This is a genomic window from Roseibium sp., from assembly GCF_039982295.1.
In the GTDB taxonomy this organism is placed as follows: domain Bacteria; phylum Pseudomonadota; class Alphaproteobacteria; order Rhizobiales; family Stappiaceae; genus Roseibium.
Window position 1 is genome coordinate 99875 of sequence record NZ_JBDWYP010000049.1, and the last position, 21187, is coordinate 121061.

Annotated in this window: 17 protein-coding genes, 1 tRNA gene and 1 riboswitch; of the genes, 11 read left to right on the forward strand and 7 right to left on the reverse strand. The window is 57.4% G+C overall.

Going from position 1 to position 21187, the window contains the following annotated elements:
* Nucleotides 1-31 precede the first annotated feature (31 nt).
* The 4 genes from cobO to cobU form a co-directional block, all read right to left on the reverse strand.
* The gene (gene cobO, locus ABJZ52_RS10025; RefSeq protein ID WP_348191095.1) at nt 32-664 is read right to left on the reverse strand and encodes a cob(I)yrinic acid a,c-diamide adenosyltransferase; all 633 of its coding nucleotides are present in this window, start codon (nt 662-664) and stop codon (nt 32-34) included.
* Complete coding sequence (gene cobN, locus ABJZ52_RS10030) at nt 661-4452, reverse strand: cobaltochelatase subunit CobN (protein ID WP_348191093.1); 3792 nt, start codon at nt 4450-4452, stop codon at nt 661-663. Before cobN ends, cobO begins: the two co-directional genes overlap by 4 nt.
* 118 nt (nt 4453-4570) lie before the next feature.
* On the reverse strand, nt 4571-5662 hold the full coding sequence (gene cobW, locus ABJZ52_RS10035; RefSeq protein WP_348414303.1) for a cobalamin biosynthesis protein CobW: 1092 nt from the start codon (nt 5660-5662) through the stop codon (nt 4571-4573).
* The gene (cobU, locus tag ABJZ52_RS10040) at nt 5659-6240 is read right to left on the reverse strand and encodes a bifunctional adenosylcobinamide kinase/adenosylcobinamide-phosphate guanylyltransferase (RefSeq protein WP_348191087.1); all 582 of its coding nucleotides are present in this window, start codon (nt 6238-6240) and stop codon (nt 5659-5661) included. The genes cobW and cobU overlap by 4 nt, the downstream gene beginning before the upstream one ends.
* Before the next feature lie 107 nt (nt 6241-6347).
* Nucleotides 6348-6579, reverse strand: a riboswitch (cobalamin riboswitch).
* A gap of 362 nt (nt 6580-6941) precedes the next feature.
* Between cobU and ABJZ52_RS10045 the strand changes: the two genes are divergently transcribed.
* From ABJZ52_RS10045 to ABJZ52_RS10070, 6 genes are all read left to right on the forward strand, one after another.
* Nucleotides 6942-7017: transfer RNA gene (locus ABJZ52_RS10045), tRNA-Asn, on the forward strand.
* A gap of 371 nt (nt 7018-7388) precedes the next feature.
* A complete protein-coding gene (locus ABJZ52_RS10050) occupies nt 7389-7868 on the forward strand; it encodes a hypothetical protein (RefSeq protein ID WP_348191084.1) in 480 nt (159 codons plus the stop codon).
* A 12-nt stretch (nt 7869-7880) separates the two neighbouring features.
* Complete coding sequence (locus ABJZ52_RS10055) at nt 7881-8600, forward strand: MotA/TolQ/ExbB proton channel family protein (protein ID WP_348191081.1); 720 nt, start codon at nt 7881-7883, stop codon at nt 8598-8600.
* Nucleotides 8590-8973 (forward strand): biopolymer transporter ExbD, encoded by a 384-nt coding sequence (locus tag ABJZ52_RS10060; RefSeq protein ID WP_348191078.1) that lies wholly within the window; start codon nt 8590-8592, stop codon nt 8971-8973. Before ABJZ52_RS10055 ends, ABJZ52_RS10060 begins: the two co-directional genes overlap by 11 nt.
* A 42-nt stretch (nt 8974-9015) precedes the next feature.
* On the forward strand, nt 9016-9438 hold the full coding sequence (locus ABJZ52_RS10065; RefSeq protein WP_348191075.1) for a biopolymer transporter ExbD: 423 nt from the start codon (nt 9016-9018) through the stop codon (nt 9436-9438).
* Complete coding sequence (locus tag ABJZ52_RS10070) at nt 9435-10688, forward strand: TonB family protein (protein ID WP_348191072.1); 1254 nt, start codon at nt 9435-9437, stop codon at nt 10686-10688. Before ABJZ52_RS10065 ends, ABJZ52_RS10070 begins: the two co-directional genes overlap by 4 nt.
* 29 nt (nt 10689-10717) lie before the next feature.
* Here ABJZ52_RS10070 and ABJZ52_RS10075 read toward each other — a convergent pair whose 3' ends face one another.
* Nucleotides 10718-13684 (reverse strand): PAS-domain containing protein, encoded by a 2967-nt coding sequence (locus ABJZ52_RS10075; protein WP_348191069.1) that lies wholly within the window; start codon nt 13682-13684, stop codon nt 10718-10720.
* A 377-nt stretch (nt 13685-14061) separates the two neighbouring features.
* Between ABJZ52_RS10075 and ABJZ52_RS10080 the strand changes: the two genes are divergently transcribed.
* From ABJZ52_RS10080 to ABJZ52_RS10095, 4 genes are all read left to right on the forward strand, one after another.
* Nucleotides 14062-14691 (forward strand): hypothetical protein, encoded by a 630-nt coding sequence (locus ABJZ52_RS10080; protein ID WP_348191066.1) that lies wholly within the window; start codon nt 14062-14064, stop codon nt 14689-14691.
* 177 nt (nt 14692-14868) lie between these two features.
* Nucleotides 14869-16167 (forward strand): FAD-dependent oxidoreductase, encoded by a 1299-nt coding sequence (locus tag ABJZ52_RS10085; protein ID WP_348191063.1) that lies wholly within the window; start codon nt 14869-14871, stop codon nt 16165-16167.
* Complete coding sequence (locus ABJZ52_RS10090) at nt 16164-17009, forward strand: DUF1365 domain-containing protein (protein WP_348191060.1); 846 nt, start codon at nt 16164-16166, stop codon at nt 17007-17009. Before ABJZ52_RS10085 ends, ABJZ52_RS10090 begins: the two co-directional genes overlap by 4 nt.
* A gap of 41 nt (nt 17010-17050) precedes the next feature.
* Nucleotides 17051-18280, forward strand: coding sequence for a cyclopropane-fatty-acyl-phospholipid synthase family protein (locus ABJZ52_RS10095; RefSeq protein ID WP_348191057.1), 1230 nt, complete (start codon nt 17051-17053; stop codon nt 18278-18280).
* Nucleotides 18281-18327: 47 nt separating this feature from the next.
* On the opposite strand, the gene ABJZ52_RS10100 is transcribed toward ABJZ52_RS10095, so the two are convergent.
* Complete coding sequence (locus tag ABJZ52_RS10100; RefSeq protein ID WP_348191339.1) at nt 18328-19119, reverse strand: SDR family NAD(P)-dependent oxidoreductase; 792 nt, start codon at nt 19117-19119, stop codon at nt 18328-18330.
* A gap of 77 nt (nt 19120-19196) precedes the next feature.
* Nucleotides 19197-19859: a ChrR family anti-sigma-E factor gene (locus ABJZ52_RS10105; protein WP_348191054.1), complete on the reverse strand. Its 663-nt coding sequence runs from the start codon at nt 19857-19859 to the stop codon at nt 19197-19199.
* 287 nt (nt 19860-20146) lie between these two features.
* Between ABJZ52_RS10105 and ABJZ52_RS10110 the strand changes: the two genes are divergently transcribed.
* The gene (locus tag ABJZ52_RS10110) at nt 20147-21181 is read left to right on the forward strand and encodes a cysteine synthase A (RefSeq protein ID WP_348191052.1); all 1035 of its coding nucleotides are present in this window, start codon (nt 20147-20149) and stop codon (nt 21179-21181) included.
* The last annotated feature ends 6 nt before the right edge of the window (nt 21182-21187 follow it).

The following is a 21187-nucleotide window of genomic DNA, read 5'->3' on the forward strand; positions in this document are numbered from 1 at the left end:
ATTTTAGCGCCGTTCCTATGCCTCGCAACGCCTAGAATTCGATACCTTCCTGTGGCTTCACACCAGACCGGAAAGGATGCTTGATCTGGGTCATGTCAGTCACCAGGTCGGCAATGTCGATCAGTTCGTCCTTCGCGTTACGGCCGGTGATAACAACATGTACATCCTCCGGCTTTTCGTCACGCAGGAAGGCAACCACTTCCTCTATCGGCAGATAGTCATACCGAAGCACGATGTTGAGCTCATCGCAAAGGATCAAGCGGTATTCCCCGCTTGTGATCATCTCCTTGGCTGCGTCCCAGGCTTGGCGCGCCGCATCGATATCGCGCTGGCGGTCCTGTGTTTCCCAGGTAAAGCCTTCCCCCATGCGTTTGATCGTGACAAGGTCCGAGAACCGCTCAAGCGCCATGCGCTCGCCTGTCTCGATCCGCCCCTTGACGAATTGAACGACACCAACCTTGTGACCATGCCCCAGGGACCGGAAGACCATTCCGAAACCGGCGGTCGACTTGCCCTTTCCCTTGCCTGTATGGACGATCAAAAGCCCCTTCTCGATGGTTTTGGTCGCCATGATCTTGTCGCGCGCGGCCTTTTTCTTGCGCATCTTGTCCGCGTGCCGCGCGTTGAGTTCCTCTTCACTGAGATCTGCTGTCTTGTCGCTCACGGCGTCCTCCTATCGGTATCATCTTGAAGTTTCGCCTGTAGTTCGTTCAAGCGAGCATGCGTGCTGTTCTTGCGCGGTGTCCAGAGCCCCCGGCGCAATGCCTCTACAAAGCGAGCAAGTATCTCACTGTAGGCAGCAGGGTTTGCATCTTCCAGAAAATCGCGGACCTCATCCGCTTCAATATAAGCTTCGAAAAGCTGATCGAAGTGATGATCACCGACGGCCCGTGTCGTCGCAGAAAACGCAAACAGGTAATCCAGTGTCGCGGCGATCTCGAACGCGCCCTTGTAGCCATGGCGCATGACACCGGCGATCCACTTGGGATTCGCTGCCCGGCCACGCACGACCCGGCCTATTTCTTCTGCGAGCGACCGCACCACTGGCCGCTCAGGCCGCGAGTGGTCATTATGATAGACCCTGGGCGCTTCGCCCTTCAAGGTCTCGACGGTCGCAGCAAGCCCTCCCTCGAATTGATAGTAGTCATCACTGTCGAGAAGATCGTGCTCGCGGTTGTCCTGATTGTGCAGGACCGCATCAACACCGGAGAGGCGCGTTTCCAGCTCGCCCCGCGCCGACACACCATCCGCACCACCGCCATAGGCGTATCCACCCCACGTCAGAAAGCTCTCGGCAAAATCGCCTCGTTCGTCCCAGATCCCCTCATCGATCAGCGCTTGCAAACCTGCGCCATAGGCCCCCGGCTTCGAACCAAAAACACGGAAAGCGGCGCGTCGTTGCGCCTCCGCTTCGTCCAGTCCTTGAGCTTCGTATCCGGCGCGGTCTTCGTCGACCCGTACTGCAATCGGATTGGACCCCTTGGGTTCCTCCAACCCGGCAACCGCACGCACCGCGCTGTCGAAAAGGTCGATCTGGTGGGGAAAGGCATCGCGGAAGAACCCGGACACGCGAAGCGTCACATCAATGCGCGGGCGCTGTAACTCGGCAAGAGACAGGACTTCAAAGCCTGTAACACGGCCAGACGCCGCCTCCCAGACGGGCCGCACTCCGATAAGCGCCAGTGCCTGCGCGATGTCGTCACCACCCGTCCTCATGTTTGCCGTGCCCCAGCAAGTGAGAACGAGAGAGGTTGGCCACTCGCCCTCCTCCTGAAAGTATCGCTCGGCGACGAGGGATGCCGATGTTTGCCCCAGCCGCCAGGCTGTCTCCGTTGGCACAGCCCTGACATCGACGGAATAGAAGTTGCGGCCGGTCGGAAGCACATCGGGCCGCCCGCGGCTGGGAGCACCAGAGGGGCCAGGGGCAACAAAACCGCCGCCCAGCGCTGCCAGGACAGCTTGGGTTTCCGCCGGACCGGACCCTGATACAGCAGGGCGAAGCTCCGCTTTTATGCTGTCCAGAACCGCAGCGCTCGCTTTCCAGTCCTCAGGGGCCGTCGAGCTTCCGGCGACGAGCCTTTGCGCCAGAATCTCGATCCGTTCCACCGTGTCACCGTTGGACCGCCAAGGATCTTCCGACAAACCGGCCAGAATTTCAGGCTTTGCACCTGCCCAGCGCCCAGAGAAGTTACAATCAAGCGGATCGAACAAGCAACGCCCATCGCCTGCTTCATCATTCAGACCAAGGTCTCGCGCAATTGCACGCTGAAGGCTTTCCTGCCGCGTGTCTGTCCCGCGCGGGACACGGGCAAGTGCAACAAGAAGATCTGTCAGCAGGTCTCCTTCGGGGCTTTGCCCGAGAACATGCAAACCATCACGGATCTGCAGCTCCTTGAGATCGCACAGATGCGCATCCAATCGCGCCAGCCGCGTGGCCTCATCCATTCCCTCATCAAGGCCTATGTCGGCGTCCAGGCCATGCCGGGTCGCCAGATCGAGGATATCGCGTGTCAGGGCCTTCAACCGGCGCGGATCAACGCCACTTGCGAGATAATATTCGTCCAGGAGCGTCTCAAGTTCACCAGAGACGCCATGGCTTTCGGCCCGGGTCAGTGGCGGCGTCAAATGATCGACAATGACTGCAGAGGTTCGCCGCTTGGCCTGAGCCCCCTCTCCCGGGTCATTGACGATGAAGGGATAGATATTCGGAACCGGACCCAGTACCGCTTCGGGCATGCAAGCCTCTGAAAGAGCCAGAGCCTTGCCTGGAAGCCATTCAAGGTTTCCGTGCTTGCCCATATGGACCACAGCATGAGCACCAAAGTGCCGTCTCAGCCAAATGTAGAAGGCAAAATAGTGGTGCGGCGGGACAAGATCGGGATCGTGGTAGGTTTCCTTGGGATCGATGTTGTAGCCACGCGCTGGCTGGATCCCGACCACCTGATCGCCAAACCTGTGAAGCGCGAGTCGAAATGCGCCGTCAACCACATGAGGGTCATCGCCAGCGTCCCCCCATCGATCGCTGACGGAGGTCCGAACAGCCTGAGGCAATCGCGCAAATACAATCTCGTAGTCTTCCAGAGACAGAGACTGGAACCGGTCACGCACCTGTCTGCCGTCGAGAGCGTTTGTAACGCCAGAACTCAGAAGGTTCATCAAGTCCTTCGACGTGGCAGGCGCCTCTCCCACATCATAGCCGGCTGCGCCCAGCGCCTTCAGTAGTTCGACACAGGAAGCAGGAGTATCAAGCCCCACCCCATTGGCAAGCCGACCGTCCTTGTTTGGATAGTTGGCCAGGATGAGCGCGGTTCGTTTGTCTCCCGGGGGCACATGGGAAAGACGAGCCCAATTTGCCGTCAGCTCCGCGACAAAGGCTATTCGATCAGGAACAGGAACAAAGCGCACCGGCGTCGATTGCGTGGCCTCGTCAAAGGTACCCTCCTCCTTGAAAGACACCGCGCGTGTCAAAAGCCGTCCATCGACTTCAGGAAGAACCACATGCATCGCAAGATCGCGGATGGAGAGGCCCTGATCGCTTTCTTCCCAGCCCTCGAAGGATGACGACGAGAAAACGACCTGAAGAACCGGCTTGCCCGGCGCGTCAAGCGGCGTGGGCTTGTGTAGTGCGCCCGCTTTGGAAACGGCAAAGGCGGTGGCGTTCAGGACAACATCCGGCGGCGCTGCCTCAAACAGACTTGCCAGAACACCAGCGGATTCCGCCTCCTTCAGCGAGGAAACAAAGATCGGAAGCGCATTCACGCCTGCCTTGTCGAGTGCCTCGACAAGCGCATCGACCGGCGCGGTCTGGGCACCCTGAACCAACGCCCGATAAAAGGTAAGTGCCGCGACAGGCCTTTTCGGATCACGCCATGTGGATTTTAGTGTTTCAATATCCGGCGCGGCCTCTCCCCGAAGATAGATCCCCGCCCGCGGCAGTGGTACGGGATGCGCAGGCTCGTCATCGCGTCCGGTCAGATGGGAGAGGAACAAAAGTGCATTTGAATAGTTGCCGCTCCCCCCTTCGACACAATAACGCCAGAACCGGCGAACATCCTCGAGAGGAACGGTTGACCGGCTCGCCAGAGCTCCATCCCATTTGTCATCGCCGGGAACCAGGAGCAATTTCGTCCCGGAGGCACGGGCTTCCTCTTCAAGCCGCTCGACCCCGTAGCGCCAGTACTCGACACCACCGAGCAGGCGCACCGCTACGATCTTCGACCCTCGAACGGTCTGCTCAGCGTATAGGTCCACGGAATATGGGTGTGACAGGGCCATGACATTGGCAAGGCGCAGACCGGCGGCATCCTTCCCCAATGCTTCTTGCGCACTGGCAAAGGACCCAAGCTCCGTGTCTGCCGCAGACAGGAACAATATATCGGCGGGAGTTTGACCGAGGTCGACCGCGTCCCCACCGTCATCAATCCGCCGCGCCTGGCTTGCAAGTATATGCATCAGGAACAATTTCTCCCCGAACGGGCGGTTCCTGTCACAAAATCCGCCTTGACGGATTCGGAGCGACCTTGCCTCAGCATTGGCAAGGCCCTGCAGACAGGTTCAAACGTCTTGTCTGTCATGCCGCCTCAACAGCCGGGCTGAGAAGGTCTCCGACAGCTTCAAGATCAAGGCCTTTCAGGCCGATCACCACAAGACGACCCGCACCCTCTGCGCCTGAAGCGAACCAGGTCTCGACGCGTGGCCCGACCGCCTGGACCATGGCTGGAGCTGCCTTGCCAGTGATCTCGACCGCGCCCTTGATCCGAAGGACGCCCTTAAGCGTCATGGCCTCCAAAACCTTCGCCTCCGCATCCTTCAGGCTGGCAAAGGCCGCGACCGGCACGACGTGGCTCTCGAAATCATCATGATGATGGTGATCGTGATGATGGTCATGATGGTCGTGGTCGTGGTCGTGGTCGTGGTCATCATCATGGTGGTGATGGTGATGCTCATGTCGACTGGCCATATCGTCTTCGGCAGCCGACTCGCGGCCAAGCAAGACCTCGATGGGCAATGTCCCCTTCTCAGAAGAGACAATGTGAACGCTCGGGCGCACCTCGCCCTTGACCTTTATCTGCACCTGGAAGAGCGCCTCTTCAGATACCAAGTCAGCCTTGTTCAGCACCACAAGGTCTGCGCAGGCAAGTTGATCATGAAAGAGTTCCTCAACCGGGCTTTCATGATCCAGCGCTTCGTCGGCCGCGCGCTGGGCTTCCAGCGCCACCTCATCAAGGGCGATGCGTCCTTCAGCAAGAGCAGCCGCGTCAAGCACCGTCACAACGCCGTCCACGGTCACCCTGGTCTTTACGCTCGGCCAGGAGAAAGCCCGTACAAGCGGCTGCGGCAAGGCAAGTCCGGAGGTTTCAATGACGATATGCTCGGGCGGGTTGTCTCTTTCCAGCAGCATTTCCATGGTCGGCAGGAAGTCATCCGCCACCGTGCAGCAGATACAGCCGTTGGTCAGCTCGACGACTTCTTCGGCTGCGCAATCAGGGTCGGCACAGCCATTCATGAGCGAGCCATCAAATCCCATATCGCCGAATTCATTGACAATCAGTGCGATACGGCGGCCATCCGCATTCTGCAACAGATTGCGAATAAGCGTTGTCTTGCCCGCACCAAGGAAGCCGGTGACGATGGTCGCGGGAATTTTTTGTCCGGTGGTCATATCTTTATATCCGCGTGAGAAGAGGGTTTCAAAATGAGCGGCAGGCCAGCTGCGACGAAGATCACTTGTCGCGCGACCGCTGCCATGTCCTGGTTGAGACGGCCCTGAAGATCGCGAAATGACCGGGCCAGGGGATTGTCCGGCACGATGCCCATACCGACCTCATTGGAGACCAGCACGCATGGCCCCTTGAGATGGCGCAGCGCGTCAGCCAGGCGAGCGGTTTCCGACGCAACATCGCACTCGCGATAGATCAGGTTGTTCAGCCAAAGCGTCAGACAGTCGATCAGGATCACCGTTTCCGGCCCCGCCTCACAGTCAAGCACGCCGGGAAGGTCCAGTTCCTCTTCCAGTGTGCGCCAGTGCTCGCCGCGTTGGGCCCGGTGCTGGGCGACACGCTCATGCATTTCAGCGTCCATAATCGGACTGGTCGCCACATAGAGACGGTTGAGCCCGCTCTTAACGGCAAGGTCCTCCGCGAACCGGCTCTTGCCCGACCGCGCACCGCCGAACACAAGCGTTGCAGGCAGAGCGCCGCCGGGCGCAATGGCGTTCTTCAGGCTGCTGTCAGCGCTCATAGGCACCTCACAGCGAAGTAGGAGGGAAATCGGCCTGGCAGAAACCTGTCACGTCGACAGGCATAAATCAGTGTCATCACGGGCTCCCTGCCGTCCACCCGACGGCGCTTGAACGTTTGGTGTCAGGCCGGTCTCCTGGCTCACGGCTCAATCAGGCTTCTGCACCTTCCCGGTCCAGCCTTTCGGCTTGTCCAGTGGTATGTCGCAAAAACCCTTGCCGTACACAGTTGCGGGGGCAGCCGCGGCTTTGGCGCTTCGCATGTGAAGGCCGTACCGCATTCCCGTTTCATTTCCGGCAGGCTGGAGACCCCCCGGAAAACCATGACCCATTCTCTCTACCCTCTCGCCCCACCTTAAACAAGCATCACGCGACCCTTTCAGAAATTGCGGTCTGCCAACGGCGATGTTCTTCGGCAATTCTCGCGATGAACCTGGAGCCATGCCTCACCGCCCAGTCCCACCAAGGATGCGCCAACGGCGATATCGCCGTGTCTTGGGCCTGAACATCCAGTTCATCACCTCCGAACTCGGCTTCCAAAAGAGAACTAAAGACATGAAATAAAAAGATTTATTCATGTTACCCACATTCAAAATCGTGTGCAGATGAAAATAAGTTGGCAAGGGGCTTGGCAAACCGGCAAAGCGTTTGTTATACGCATCTCCATCGACGGAGCGGGCACGATCCGCTGCCACGTTGGTGATCCCCGATAGCTCAGTTGGTAGAGCATTCGACTGTTAATCGAATTGTCGCAGGTTCGAGCCCTGCTCGGGGAGCCACTCTTGCTCCTTTCCCAAATATCTTGAATACGACAACGAACAGACGCAGGTCATGCGTCCGATCGTCGGTTCTAGACGACTGAAACACTGTGCTCATTTGCTGCAGCACAGCATTTTCGTCCGCGCAGGCTCGCAGTGGATACGGCTTTTGCCGACCGAGCGAATCCTGGCCAGCCGATTTAGCCGCCCCCCAGAACCAACATAGACCGTTCAATTCCAGACGCAGGATTTACTTGACTACGTTTGTCATATTTTATAGCCATAAATACATGAACTTAAACATCATGTTTATGATGAGGACGCCGTGTGTCGGCCGAGCGCTTTGAGCGACGAACTGGCTGCACAAAGGTCACAATGAGGTTTCTATCTGCATGCGTATCTTCCTGCAAAAGACGCTGGGCTGGGGTCGACAGCTTGGGCAGCGCACCAATCTGGGTCTGGCTGCCGGTTTGCTCTATGCACTTGCCACACCGCATATGGTCAAGGCTGCAGAAAACACCCTCGAACTCGAGCTCAACCGTGCGGCGCAGACCGACAGCGGCTGCATGCTGACGTTCGTCGCCGCCAACAAGACCGGCAAGGCCCTCGACGGCGTCGCCTATGAGTTCGTCCTTTTTGACGCCGACGGCCTCGTGGATCTCATGACAGCTTTCGACTTCGGAGCCATGCCCGAGCAAAAGACGGTCGTGAGGCAGTTCGAACTTGCCGGAGCCCAATGCCCTGCGATCAGCCAGATTCTGGTCAACGGCGCTGCCCGCTGTGATCTTGCAGCGCCTGCAGAGGCCGCGGACGACACCTGCGTCAGCAGCCTCGCCACGAAGAGCCGCACCGACATCGCCTTCATCAAGTAAGAGAACAATCTCATGGACCAGACCAGTCTTCTCCAACCCGTGATGAACCTTCTTGAGACCGGCGGGCCGGTTGTCGCCTTGATCGCGATGCTTTCGGTTGTTTCCCTCGCTCTCATCCTGATGAAAATCGGCCAATTCTGGCGCGAAGGCGTAGGTCAAAACCGGCGCGCGCGCAATTGCGTCGCTCTCTGGCGCAGTGGCCGGAAGCAGGAAGCTGTCCGGATGCTGTCCTCGCCAAGGACGGCAACCGAGGAAGTTCTTGCAACCGCAATGCGCCTCTCGCTGACCACAAAGCTGGACAAGGCAGCCATAGAGGAAGAGGTCTCGCGCCGTGCCATCGCACGCCTGCACAATCAGCAATGGGGCCTAAAGGCCCTGGACGCGATTGGACAGGTTGCTCCTCTGCTCGGCCTCTTCGGAACAGTCCTAGGCATGATTGAGGCCTTCCAGCAACTCCAGTCGGCCGGCAACTCGGTCGATCCGTCCATGCTCGCCGGCGGCATCTGGGTCGCGCTGCTGACCACCGCGGCAGGCCTTGCCGTCGCCATGCCGGTTTCGCTCATTCTCACGTTCTTCGAAAGCCGTATCGACAACGAACGCGTCGCGATCGAAACCTTGAGTGCCGGTATCCTGCTGTCGCACGTGCCTGTTGCCGAGAACATCAAGGTCGAAGCCGCGTTCCAGTCCGCCGACCCGGTCTCCATGGCGTCACAGGCTGTACATGCGCATTGACCTTCCAGAAGCGCGATCGCGAAAGCTGTCTTTGACATCGTTGATCGATGTGATCTTCCTGTTGTTGCTCTTCTTCATGCTCACTTCAACCTTCACCAAATTCGGCGAAGTTGAAATTGCGCCCCCTGGCAGCGCAGGAACATCGTCTGGCAAAGGGCCTGACATTGTCTTCTCGCTCGCCGGTGCAGATCTGCGCATCAATGGACGCAATGCCTCCTGGGAGACAGCGCAGCAGATCCTGGAAGAGCTGACCTCCAAAGGCGCGAAAGGCGTGCTGCTGTTGCCAAAGGGCGATGCCAGCGCTCAGGACCTTGTCAATGCGATGGAGCTCGTCCGCCGGGTCGAAGGCCTCAAACTGACCGTCGCAAAATAACCAGACCTCCACGTGATGCCCTTCAAGGGCGGAGCCGACCTCATGAAGAAGCTTTCGATTGCGCCGATAAAGCGCAAAAGCGAAAACACGATTTCCCTGATCAACATCGTCTTCCTGATGCTGATCTTCTTTCTCATTGCGGGCCAGCTTGCGCCGCCCCTGGACAAGACTGTCGACCTGATCGACAGCAAGGATGCCGACCCGCTGCCGCCGCCCAATGCCTTGGTCGCGCGCGAGGACGGCTCGCTGCATTTCCGGGGTTCACCCACCACAGTTGAGGCGTTTCTCCAGGACGCAGCAAGTCTGGAGGCCGTCGAGGAGAAGGCCCCGTCAGAGCAAGGCGGCGTCCCGGTGAGGCTGATTGCCGACCGTGACCTTGCAGCAACCGCCCTGATCGGACTGGTTGGCGAGCTCCAGGCTGCAGGCGCAGGAAAGGTGACCGTCGTCACCATGAGGACGCAATGACCACGGCCCATCACCCGCCCCGTCGCTGGCGTTGGCTTGCGCTCTTGCTCGTGCTGTCACTTGGCATTCATATTGCCTTTGCGGCATGGGCCATGCTGGAGGATAATGAAGTCCTCATGGCAGGCGGCGCCGAATCTCCTGCGGTGACGGTTGGTCAGGCATTTGCCGACATGATCGTGGCGGGCTCGGAGATGAGCGAAACCGCTCCAGAGGAAATCGACACCGAGAAACTGCTCGAACCGGAACCGCCCGAAGAGGTTCAGGCAGTCAAGCCACGGGAAATCGAGACAGCACGTGCAGAACCGGTCGAAACGCAAGCGAAACCCGTCAGTGCGGCGCCTGTCACTCCCGCACTGACATCGACCATTGTCAACGCACGGTCAGACGGCGCTTTCGTCCAGTCGGAGCAGACGATGGATGCTCCGATCGAGGCGCAGGTCGTGGAAGAGGTTCCGCTCAAGCCGACCGAGACCCAGCCGCAAGAAGCGTCGCCGCAGAAACCTCAGGAACCGCTTCGAACGATCCAGCCAATTGTCGCGACCCCTGTCCAGAACACACAGGAAAACTCCAAGCCAGTCGAGATCAAACAGGTCGCGGTCAAGACAACCCAACCCTCTGTTGTTTCCCCACGGCCGCAAGAAGAAGTGCTGAAGCCAGAGGTATCCGAAGTCGAGCCGGAAAAGGTTGAGCCGCAGGAGGCTGAACCTCTGGAGGCAGAGCCTCTGGAAACGGCTGAGCTCTCGGAGAACCCACCAAGCGACGCCATTCCCGTCCCTCAGCTGCGGCCGAAACCGTTGGTCCAGGACTTGCCAAAGCCCACCAGGACCGCACAAAAGACGCCCAAAAAAGCGAAGAAAGCGCCAAAGAAGCGGAATTCTCAGGCGGGCGCTGGCGGCAACAGCAATCAAACGGCGCAAAAGGGCGGTGCAAAACAGAGCGGCAAAGGCTCTGCCGCCGGAAACGCCAAGGTTTCCAATTACCCGGGCAAGGTCGCGCGCAAGCTGCGTCGCTCCCTGCGCTACCCTTCTGCAGCAAAACGCAAACGGCTGAGCGGCAATGTACACGTCAGCTTCTCCGTGGACAGTTCCGGCAGAGCGAGCCGCATCCGGGTCTCAAGAAGTTCAGGCTCGTCGATCCTGGACAAGGCCGCAATCGAGACCGTTCGCCGGGCAAGTCCCTTTCCAAAAATTCCACCCGAAGCTCAGCGAAAACGCTGGGCCTTTACCGTCCCGCTCGCGTTTCGTCGCTAGGCATCGGGGTGCGGCCAGGTCGGTCCGGATCAGATCAGATCAACTGCAAGGGAGGCCGGGCCCTTCACGGCAGCAAACTCCACGGTGGTTTGCGCCTTTTGGAGCGCCTGGTCGGACGTTTCCACGTTTTCCGTCAGACGAACGAGGCCCAAGTGGACAGTCAAAAGCATCTTCTGCCCGCCTACGAACACAGGTTCGCGGAGCAAACTCATGATCCGCTCCGCCATTTTTCGAACAGCCTCATCGTCATTTCGCAAGGTCGGGAAAAGAACGGCAAAGCGGCCATCCTCCAACCGGGCAACGAGATCCATTGGCCGAACCGCTTCGCGGAGGCGCCTCGCGATGACCTGGTTGGTATGATCACAAGGCGCCATATACTCGCCAAGCGCATAATAGTGCGCAAAGCCAACCGATATGACCATCACCCCGCACGAGCCACCGTTTAGCCGCACACTGTCGAGGGCAAGGTCCATTTCTTCAAGCAAGTACGCCTGATCTGCGAGCTTGGTCAGCGGGTCTGTCTGCCGCAAGCGCCGGAACGCCTTGTAGTCTTTGTCGTCCTTCGCGATTTCATCGTGGGTTCCGATCCACCCACCACCTGGCATCGGCGCATGGATTGTACCGATTAGCATTCCCGTCTTGAGCTTGAAATAGCTGCGGACCGTTTCTCCCGCCACAAGCCGTTGGCGTAGTTGAGCGATATGTTCCTCGACATCGCCTTCAAAGTCCCCGCGCAGCTTTTCTGCATGCAGCAAGGTTTGGATCGCCACCCCATGGCGGACCTCTCCATCCGGCTTGCTGAAAATATCGATATAGCGCTGGTTCCAGATTTGCAGACGGCCTTCCGCGTCGAAAACGCTGACACCCTGCTTCATGTTCGCAAAGGTCTCCTCCAGTTCAGCGGTTTTCTCTGTCGCGCGCCGCGCGTTGTCACGCAGTCGCTGCTCCTGCTGCTTGCGCAAGCTTATGTCGTCCAGTGTGGTCAACAACCCGCCGTCCGGCAGGGAAATCGCCTTGATCTCGTGAACCGTTCCGTCAGAAAGCGTACGTTCATAGATCACGACATCACTTTGCGCAAAACGGCCGATCGTCTTCCTGACAGCAGCGTCCAGCGTGTCTCCGGTCAGCCCTTCCCGGCTCGCGTTTCGGGCAATCATGGAATGCAGGGTGGGACCTGATTGCATGAAGTCGTTATCAATGCCCAAAAGCTCTTTCATGCCGGTGTTGATCAAGGTCAGGTTGCGGCTGGCATCGAAAAGCGCAACTCCCCCCGGGAAGTTTTCGAACACCGCCTCCAGCACCGCCCCTTGCGTCTTCAGCTCAGTGACATCCGCAAAAAAATCGGCGCGATACGAGGACGGCGTGATCATCGAACTCGTCTGAAGCCAGCGGTTATCATCGAGTCGATCAAAATGGCTTACCGAACCGCCAAAGAAATCGGAGGCACGGTCCTCAATCCAGGCTTCGCGCACATCTTCGTCGTCTTCCACATCAGCGATGCGACCTGAGGCCAAGTTGCGCGACAGCACATCCCGGTAGGATTCTGCTTCACCACTGGGCAATTTGCCATCCATGAATGCCACGCGATAGGCGCCATTGGCCGTCACCATGCGGTCATCCTGATCGAAAACGGCGATGCCATTTGGAATGGCTTCAAAAGCCTCGTTCAAAATGTCTTCGCTGCGTTTCTTAGCGGTGATGTCCTCTACAGAAATCACCAGACCGACGAACTTCTTGTCTTCGCGGCTGATCAGGGGTTCAGAACGGCATCTGAGCCATTTGCGCGTGAGGGCCTCACCAACCTTCGCCTGAAGGGTCAGGCTCTTGGACTGCTTGAGAATGAGAAGGCCAGACAAGAGGTTGTAGTTGTCGTAAGCTCTTTCCTGCTCGAAAAGCGCGTGCATGTCTGCGGGCTCGACAAGACATGGAACGTCCTCAAGGTTTGTCATTTCAGCGTAGATGGTCGGGCACTCGAAAATTGTCTCGGCAGCCGCGTTGTGCCAACGAACAATACCCTCGCCATCGACCACCAGAATTCCCTCAGACAGCGCATTCAACGTCGATCGATAGAGACGCTGGGATCTGTCGAATTCCGTTTCGGCAGCGCGGCGCGCGCTGACATCCATGAGAGATCCGACAAGGAGCAACTCGCCGTCATCGCCAAAAACAGGTTGGCAGATGGATGCAACCCAGATCCGCCTGCCTGTCGCGGTCTGGATGGGAAGATCGATTTTCCATCCGGTTCCGGATGCGACCGCTTCGCGATATGCCGTCTGCAGGCTTTTGCGATAGGCCGGATCGCACATGTCGAACCATTCCTGCAGGCTCGGCGAATAATCAGGAGGCAGATCATGAATGCGGCATGTCTGTTCGGTCCAGAAGATATTTAGCGAGACCGGGTCGATCTCCCAACCGCCGACACCAGCGAGTTCTGTCACATAATCGAAGTGCTCGGTCTGTTTCTCGCTGCGTTCAAGTGTTTCGAGCGCCTTTGACGTCTGACTCAGCGTCTGAAGAAGCGTTTCAGCAATCAATCCAAAATCTGATAGCAACTTTAAATCAACACTATCTGAAGGTTTCTTAGTTTCAGATATTAGAACAATGACGCCCGCATTCGCGGCCAGCCCCGTTTGATCGGCAGCAACGTTGAAACCGATCAGAAAAACAGCCTGCACCTTGGAACCCTGCGTCTCCTCATCGTCATGAAAAAACGCAGCAATTTCGGCACTCTCGTTTACAAGACGCGTTTCTCCCGCCCGTATGGAAATTGCGGTGCCATCGAAGTCAGAAAAAAGTCGGGCAGACGTTCCCGATTGCGCAAGCGTTGCCGTGGAAGATTTGTCTTCCTGAAGAAAAACGGCCCCAGCTTCGCAACCCGCCAGCCTCAACGCCGCCTTGAGGATCCGATCAAGTCCGATCCGGCATGGATCTGCATCAGAGCTCTCGACGCATTTATCCGCCTGAGCGCTCGCACTGCCGTCTGAATAGGCCAGCACCACGTATCAAAACCCCGCTTCCGCACAACTTCAGATAGATACTATGCGGACTCAGCTAACGCATAGTAACCAAAACAAGGCTCGTGTTTATTTTTCCGAAGCACGACAGAGGCAATTATTATTGAAAATAACGACAATGTATAAATACGCAAGAAATTGAAATCTTGAGCAAATATTCTACCAAATTGACAAATATTTTAATAAAGGAATAATAATATCACGCAGATTCTTGATTTAAATATCACATCAGGTTCAAATTGTGGTGCAATAATGGCCTAAGCGTGACAGAAATCGAGCAAGCCAGACGAGAAACCAATGGCTTTGAAACCTTAATCGACTGCGCGCGTTGAGAGGATGTATCTGCTCAGGAGGTACACATGCACCGCTTTAAAAAAAATTCGCGCCCAGACGCGCTCGTCACTGCCCTCTGCGCCGCGTTTCTGATTCTTGGACTGTCAGCATCACAAAGCCATGACGCAGCAGCGACGCCACTGCCTCAAGAAACCGTGACCCTGGAAGAAGACCAGTTGGCGGTCACTGTCGCATCGGCAAGCAAGGTGCAAACAGACCCACTCAACAGCGATCTGACCATATGGGTCAGCGAGATCGAACTGTTTGGACGCGACACCATCTGGGTCGAACTCATCGACAGTTATGGAGAAGTCATCTACGATTCCGAAGTCCGTCCCAATGAAACTCACCTTTTGCCCGACGGGCGCGCCGTTGTGGTGCGTTCGGTCGACCCGACGACCCGTATCGTCAAATCCGACGAGAGCCGACTTGAGATCGAAGGTCAGATGATGGTGACACGTCGGATCGTCGAAGACGCCCAGGAGAGCACGTCTGTGGAGTTTATCGAAGCTAAAGCTCAGAAAAAGAGCTCTCCGTTGCTGGAAATGGCGGAAGCCGGACAGGCAATCTGGACGACAGTTCTGAGCTTTTTCGACACGGCCGTTGCTAAGGTTGAGGTTGCCTGGTCCTGGTTGGTCGACACCATCCGAGTTTAAGAAAACGCTCCCATGAAAGCCTTGGCAAGTCGGCTCGATCCTGCGTCGGGCCGATTTTTTTATTGTTTTCAATAGCTAGTTCTCTCGAAAGGTGATCCGTTTAAAATCAACGACCGTAGATCGGATACAAAACGGATCAGGCTCGCCACGCGGGTGGTCAAGAGAAAAGGATTTGCAATGCGGATCGCCGTCATCGGCTCCGGCATCGCCGGAAACAGTGCCGCTTGGGCACTCAGCAACGACCATCACGTGGTACTTTACGAAAAGCGAAATCGCCCCGGCGGGCATAGTGCAACGGTCGATGTGGATTATGACGGTACGAAAATCGCGGTTGATACCGGTTTCATCGTCTACAACGAACTCAACTATCCCAATTTCACCGCCCTGCTCAGGCACCTTCAGGTAAAAACCGAAGCAAGTGATATGAGCTTTGCCCTCTCCTCTTGCGGGGGGCGACAGGAATGGTCCGGCCAAACGCTCAACACGGTTTTCGCCAAACGCAGCAATTTGCTTTCGCCCCGTTTCCTCTGGATGCTGCGCGACATTTTCCGCTTCAACAAGGCCTGCGCCGCCGACAACGCGGCAGGAAGGCTCGAAGGCCTGTCTCTTGGCCAGTATCTTGAGCTTGGCGGCTACTCGAAAGCCTTTATCAATGACTACCTCCTGCCCATGGGTGCCGCCATCTGGTCCACCCCGCTTGAGGATGTCCAGGACTATCCCGCCGAGAGCTTTGTCAGTTTTTTCGAGAACCATCGGCTGATCAACTTTGACAGACCGATCTGGCGGACAATCTCGGGCGGAAGCCGAAACTATGTTTCAAAACTCTTAGCTCCGCTTGCGGGCCAGATCCGCTACGGCGCCATGGTGACAAGCATACGCCGCGAGAACGGCAAGGTGCATGTCCAGGACAGTACCGGTCAGAGCGAGGTCTTCGACCAGGTCATCCTCGCAAGCCATACGGATCAGTCTCTTTCCATGCTCTCGGATGCCTCGAATCGGGAGCGTCAGCTTCTGAGCGCCATCCGCTACCGTCCGAACAATGTGTATCTGCACCGCGATGAGAGCCTGATGCCCTCGCGAAAATCCGTTTGGTCATCGTGGAACTACATGGCGGATGACAATCCGGACTCTTGCCGGGAAGTGACAGTCAGCTACTGGATGAACAAGCTCCAGAACATTGACCGGAGCAAGCCTCTGTTTGTCACCTTGAACCCTCCAAAGCCGCCGAAACAAGATCTGACTTTCGCCCATTTTGTCTATGATCATCCGCAGTTTGATGCAGCGGCCATCAACGCCCAGAAAAACCTGGATGACATCCAGGGCGTCAACAACACGTGGTTCTGCGGTGCCTGGGCCGGACACGGCTTCCACGAGGACAGCCTTTCGGCAGGGCTGTCCGTAGCACGGCGTCTGGGCGCGACCCTGCCCTGGGAAACCAGCGCAAAACCGATGCCGATCATGGAAGCAGCCGAATGAAACGGCAAACAGCGACAAGCATGGAAGCAAACGGTCCACCGCCGGATGCAGCGGCCTGCCTGTACAGCGGATCCGTGATGCATGCGCGAATGAAGCCCGTGGCGCACAGGTTCAACTATGACGTCTTTTCGCTGCTCATCGACCTGGATCGGCTGGAGGATGCTGCAGGTCTCTCTCCGTTTTTTTCCATTCGCCGGTTCAATCTGGTCTCTTTCGATCCGAAAGATCACGGTCCGCGAGACGGCTCCGATCTGAGACAGCATGTGGATGCGCTTCTTGAAGCCCAAGGGCTCAAGCGCCCCAGCAAAGTGCTGCTACTGGCTTATCCTCGCATCCTGGGGACAGTCTTCAATCCTCTCGCGGTCTACTATGCCTATGATGAAACTGACGCGCTCGTTGCCATGGTTTACGAAGTGCGCAACACATTCGGCGATTTGCACCAATACGTGGCACCCGTTCGCGAAGGCCAGCTAAGCTCGGCCGGACTGCGCCAGGATCAGGAAAAGCTGTTTTATGTCTCCCCCTTCATCGACATGGATCAGCACTATCATTTTCGCCTGATGCCTCCCGGACAATCCGTGAGGATCAGGATCCTGGAAACTGACGACGAGGGGCCGCTTTTGTCTGCCACTTTCAGCGGCAATCACAAGCCCCTCACCTCTTCTGTTCTCCTGAAACTCTGCATCCGGATTCCTCTTTTGACCGCCAAGGTCGTCGGCGGGATCCATTGGCAGGCCTTTAAAATCTGGCGCAAGCGTGTACGATTTTATCCAAGGCCTGCGCCGGGAGCTTCAAGGCAATCTTCTTCCGATCACCCGAGCGGCCCGCTGGCGGCTGGATAAGTTTGCGTGTTTTCAACAAGGTAGAGCCCGAGGGTTTCACCATGACTCAACTCGTTATTGTTAGCCGCGACAACGCAAAACAAGCAATGTCCGGCATTCCCCGCATGGCCCGAATGGGCTTCAAAATTCTGATGAAGCTCCAGATCGGTTCCCTTCTGGTCACGGTCCCCGATGGCCGGCAGTATCTCTTCAAAGGCACGGAGCCCGGACCGGCCGCCGAAGTCGTGATCCACGACTGGAAGTTCGTGAGCATGGTACTTCAAGGCGGCGACGTTGGCGTCGGCGAGGCCTTCATGGCCGACTACTGGTCATCACCAGACACCACCACCTTTCTGGAACTCTTCTGCATAAATCGTGATGCAATGCTCGAAGCGCTCAAGGGAAAGCCGCTCGCCCGGTTGATGCTGGGTGTCAGGCACTGGCTCAACGCCAACACCCGCAAAGGGTCGCAACGCAATATCTCGGCGCATTATGATCTGGGAAACGCCTTCTACAAGGAATGGCTCGATCCTTCGATGACCTATTCCTCAGCCATCTTCGATGAGCGGACCAATGATCTGGAGGCAGCCCAGAAACTGAAATATGCCTCGCTGGTACGTGAGACCGACATCCAGCCAGGTCATGAGGTGCTTGAGATCGGCTGCGGCTGGGGTGGTTTTGCCGAGTTCGTCGGCAAGGAAGTGGGCGCCGACGTCAAGGCCCTGACCATTTCGCGTGAGCAATACGACTATGCCCGCGAGCGCATCTTCAAGGCAGGCCTCAACGAAAAGGTCAGTGTCGTCTTTCAAGACTATCGCGACGAGCGCAACACCTTTGACCGCATAGCCTCCATCGAGATGTTTGAAGCCGTTGGCGAGCGCTACTGGCCGACGTATTTTCAGCAGCTGTCAGCCTGCCTGAAGCCGGGAGGTCGCGCCGGGCTTCAAATCATCACAATCCAGGACCGGATGTTTGAGGATTACCGAAGCAGCCCCGACTTCATTCAGCGCCACATTTTCCCAGGCGGCATGCTGCCGCCCCCTGGAAAGCTCGCCGAGATCAGCAAACATCTCGGGCTTGACCTTGAAGAGCAAAAGATATTCGGACAGGACTACGCCAGAACACTCGCGGAATGGCGCATGCGGTTCCGTGAAGCCTGGCCACGGATTAGTCCTCTCGGCTTTGATGAGCGGTTCAAGCGGCTTTGGGAATTCTACCTTCACTACTGTGAAGCCGGGTTCCGGTCCGGAAATATTGACGTGCGCCAGATGGTCTATGTCAAGAACAGCTAGAGGCGCGCCGGCGAGAAACTCCGCCGGCCGCAGACCCTGAGATCTGTCTACGTCTTGTTCCAGCCGGTCGAGCGGGCGACCAGCTTGAAGTAGAGAGAATAAGGCAGCATTCGCAGCAGCTTGAGTTGCCTGACAAAGGCTCTTGGGAACGCAATCTCGAACCGACTCGGATGGACGAGACCCTTTCGGATCTCGCTGACGGCCTCATCGACGGTCAAAAGATGCGGCATCGGAAACGGGTTGTCGGCGGTCGCTGGCGTGTCGACGAAGCCGGGATTGATCACCTGCACGCGGATGCCCGCCTTGTCCAGATCGAACTTCAGGGCTTCAGCCATATTGATCAGCGCCGCTTTCGTCGCCCCATAGGCGGCAGAGGTCGGAAGACCACGATAGCCGGCAACTGAGGAGACGATCGCAATCTGGCCCTGACCAGCTGTCTTCATTTTCGCGATGACGGGAAGGACGACATTGACCGTTCCGCTCAGATTGACATCAATAGTGGTCTGCCACTCCTGCCGATCACCGTTGAGCCCGTCCTGCGGCATGTAGACACCCGCATTGGCCACCAGAAGCGCCAGGGGGCCGATTGCATCCGTGATCGCATCACAGAGCGCCTCCATATCGTCGGCCTGCGAGACATCGCCCGGAAAAGCCAAGATATGGCCCAAAAGCCCCGTCGCTTCTTCAGCGAGATCTGCAAGTTTGCCTTCAGAGCGCGCCGTGACCGCCACTGTCCAGCCGTCGGCAGCCAGAGACAATGCAAGCGCACGACCAATCCCCGAACTTGCGCCGGTGATCCAGGCACATCCGTCCGCTGATTGCGCCACATATTCTGTCATCATGAAAGCCTCCTCAGGGTTCGCATGATCTACGTAGCAAACCCCGGGAGCGGATCGATTTTAATCAGAGAAATATCTCAGCGCATGAACGGCGCAAAAAACCGGCCAACAGGACCTGTGAGGCGCAAACTTCCCTCGGTCACCGCAAAACAGATGCAATCCTCGCCCTCATCAGCGATAGGCTTGTGATCTACTTCGTGGTCGGCAAAGGCGATATCGCCCCTTTCGAAATGACCGTCAGAATCCTTGAAGCCACCTTGAAGAACCAGCGTCAGCTCGGTGCCCTCATGAGTGTGCGACGGCATTGCACGTCCCGCCCGCACCCAGAGCAGAGACGCTACACAGCCGTCTATTTCGCCGAACTTGCACTCTTTCACGCCCGGCAGCAGCGTTTTCCAGGCGACACCATCCAGCGAGCCGCCGACAATACGTCTCAGGCTTTCCGGCAAGCGCGGATCACGGCTTTCGTTCACATTCCCTGTTGCCGGAGAAGACGTGCCGACCGAAATTGGCTCATCAGAAGCAAAAATTGCGGCCAACGCATCATCCCGGTCCGACAGGGCAACCGGTTGCGCTTCCTCGATGCCAAGACCTGCCAGCGCTTCGAGCGATGCAACATAGTCGCGGTTATCGACGGATAGCTCCAGATGCGCTCCGACCAGGGCCTGGGCCGGTTCAGCCAAGGTACCGGCAGCAAAGCCCGCCAGCAGCTCATCCAGACCGGTGACATTTTTTTCCATGCAGTCGCTCATAGGGCTCCCGTAGGCAGGAAATAGAAATACTTTTCCCGCTTACGAAGCATCAAAAGGATCGGATCACTGAACTCTGCACTATTTTCGATGAACAGGCAGAGCTTTACCCGCGCACATTAGAACGAAGCTTCTTCGTTTTTCAACCAATTCAAGGCTGTGAAAGGCGCTTGCGCTTGATCGAAAGTGAAAGGAACACTAGCTTCGCATCAACAAGAGGCCCAGTCCATTTACGGACGCGACACTCTATCAAAAGCATCAATTGGGACCGCCCAGAAATGACCGTGTGCAAATCCGTCGTCGACGCTATCGGCAATACGCCCCTGATCCGCCTCAACGCCTTGTCCGAAGAGACTGGTTGCGAGATTTTCGGCAAGGCCGAATTCATGAACCCGGGTCAGTCAGTCAAGGACCGTCCTGCCCGGCAGATGATTCTGGAAGCCGAAGCCCGAGGCGAGTTGAAGCCAGGCGGGCTGATCGTTGAAGGCACTGCGGGCAATACGGGCATCGGCCTGGCGCTCGTTGCCAGCGCGAGAGGCTATCGCACCGTCATTGTGATCCCCGAGACGCAGACCCAGGAAAAGAAGGACATGCTGCGCATGTGCGGCGCGGAGCTGATTGAAGTGCCCGCCAAGCCCTTCAAGGATCCGAACAACTATCAGCATGTGGCGCGCCGGCTTGCCGAAGAACTTGCGGCGAGCGAGCCCAACGGCGTCCTTTTCGCCGACCAGTGGAACAACCTGGACAACCGCAAGGCGCATTACCTGACCACCGGTCCGGAAATTCTCAAGCAGACAAACGGCAAGATCGACGGCTTCATTTGCGCCGTGGGATCCGGCGGAACGCTCGCCGGTGTCTCCACATATCTGCGCGAACAAAAGCCCGGTATTACCATCGGCTGCGCCGATCCGCTCGGGGCCGGCATGTATCACCTCTTCAAGGACGGCGAGGCAAAGGCCACCGATGGTGGCTCCATCGCCGAGGGCATTGGCCTTGGCCGCTCGACACCGATCATCGGCGACATCAAGGTTGAGCATCCCTATGCGATCCCCGATGAAGAAGCCCTGCCCCTGGTTTTCGATCTGGCCGAACATGAAGGCCTGTTGCTTGGTGGCTCTTCCGCGATCAATCTGGCGGGCGCTCGTCGTCTGGCCAAGGACATGGGTCCCGGCCACACCATCGTGACGATCCTGTGTGACCACGGCACCAGAAGCCAGTCCAAGCTCTATAATCCGACCTTCCTCAAGTCCAAGAACCTTCCGATTCCCGGTTGGCTGGAACGCGAAGGCAAGCTGAAAGCGCCTCTTGTCTGACGCAAG

What these genes read in the sequence shown, in the direction of transcription:
- ABJZ52_RS10050 (WP_348191084.1), top strand. Translation starts at nt 7,389, where the DNA reads ATGCGTATCTTCCTGCAAAAGACGCTGGGCTGGGGTCGACAGCTTGGG.
- ABJZ52_RS10110 (WP_348191052.1), top strand. Translation starts at nt 20,147, where the DNA reads ATGACCGTGTGCAAATCCGTCGTCGACGCTATCGGCAATACGCCCCTG.
- ABJZ52_RS10095 (WP_348191057.1), top strand. Translation starts at nt 17,051, where the DNA reads ATGACTCAACTCGTTATTGTTAGCCGCGACAACGCAAAACAAGCAATG.
- ABJZ52_RS10080 (WP_348191066.1), top strand. Translation starts at nt 14,062, where the DNA reads ATGCACCGCTTTAAAAAAAATTCGCGCCCAGACGCGCTCGTCACTGCC.
- ABJZ52_RS10070 (WP_348191072.1), top strand. Translation starts at nt 9,435, where the DNA reads ATGACCACGGCCCATCACCCGCCCCGTCGCTGGCGTTGGCTTGCGCTC.
- cobN (WP_348191093.1), bottom strand. Translation starts at nt 4,452, where the DNA reads ATGCATATACTTGCAAGCCAGGCGCGGCGGATTGATGACGGTGGGGAC.
- ABJZ52_RS10055 (WP_348191081.1), top strand. Translation starts at nt 7,881, where the DNA reads ATGGACCAGACCAGTCTTCTCCAACCCGTGATGAACCTTCTTGAGACC.
- cobU (WP_348191087.1), bottom strand. Translation starts at nt 6,240, where the DNA reads ATGAGCGCTGACAGCAGCCTGAAGAACGCCATTGCGCCCGGCGGCGCT.
- ABJZ52_RS10100 (WP_348191339.1), bottom strand. Translation starts at nt 19,119, where the DNA reads ATGACAGAATATGTGGCGCAATCAGCGGACGGATGTGCCTGGATCACC.
- ABJZ52_RS10090 (WP_348191060.1), top strand. Translation starts at nt 16,164, where the DNA reads ATGAAACGGCAAACAGCGACAAGCATGGAAGCAAACGGTCCACCGCCG.
- ABJZ52_RS10065 (WP_348191075.1), top strand. Translation starts at nt 9,016, where the DNA reads ATGAAGAAGCTTTCGATTGCGCCGATAAAGCGCAAAAGCGAAAACACG.
- ABJZ52_RS10060 (WP_348191078.1), top strand. Translation starts at nt 8,590, where the DNA reads ATGCGCATTGACCTTCCAGAAGCGCGATCGCGAAAGCTGTCTTTGACA.
- ABJZ52_RS10105 (WP_348191054.1), bottom strand. Translation starts at nt 19,859, where the DNA reads ATGGAAAAAAATGTCACCGGTCTGGATGAGCTGCTGGCGGGCTTTGCT.
- cobW (WP_348414303.1), bottom strand. Translation starts at nt 5,662, where the DNA reads ATGACCACCGGACAAAAAATTCCCGCGACCATCGTCACCGGCTTCCTT.
- ABJZ52_RS10085 (WP_348191063.1), top strand. Translation starts at nt 14,869, where the DNA reads ATGCGGATCGCCGTCATCGGCTCCGGCATCGCCGGAAACAGTGCCGCT.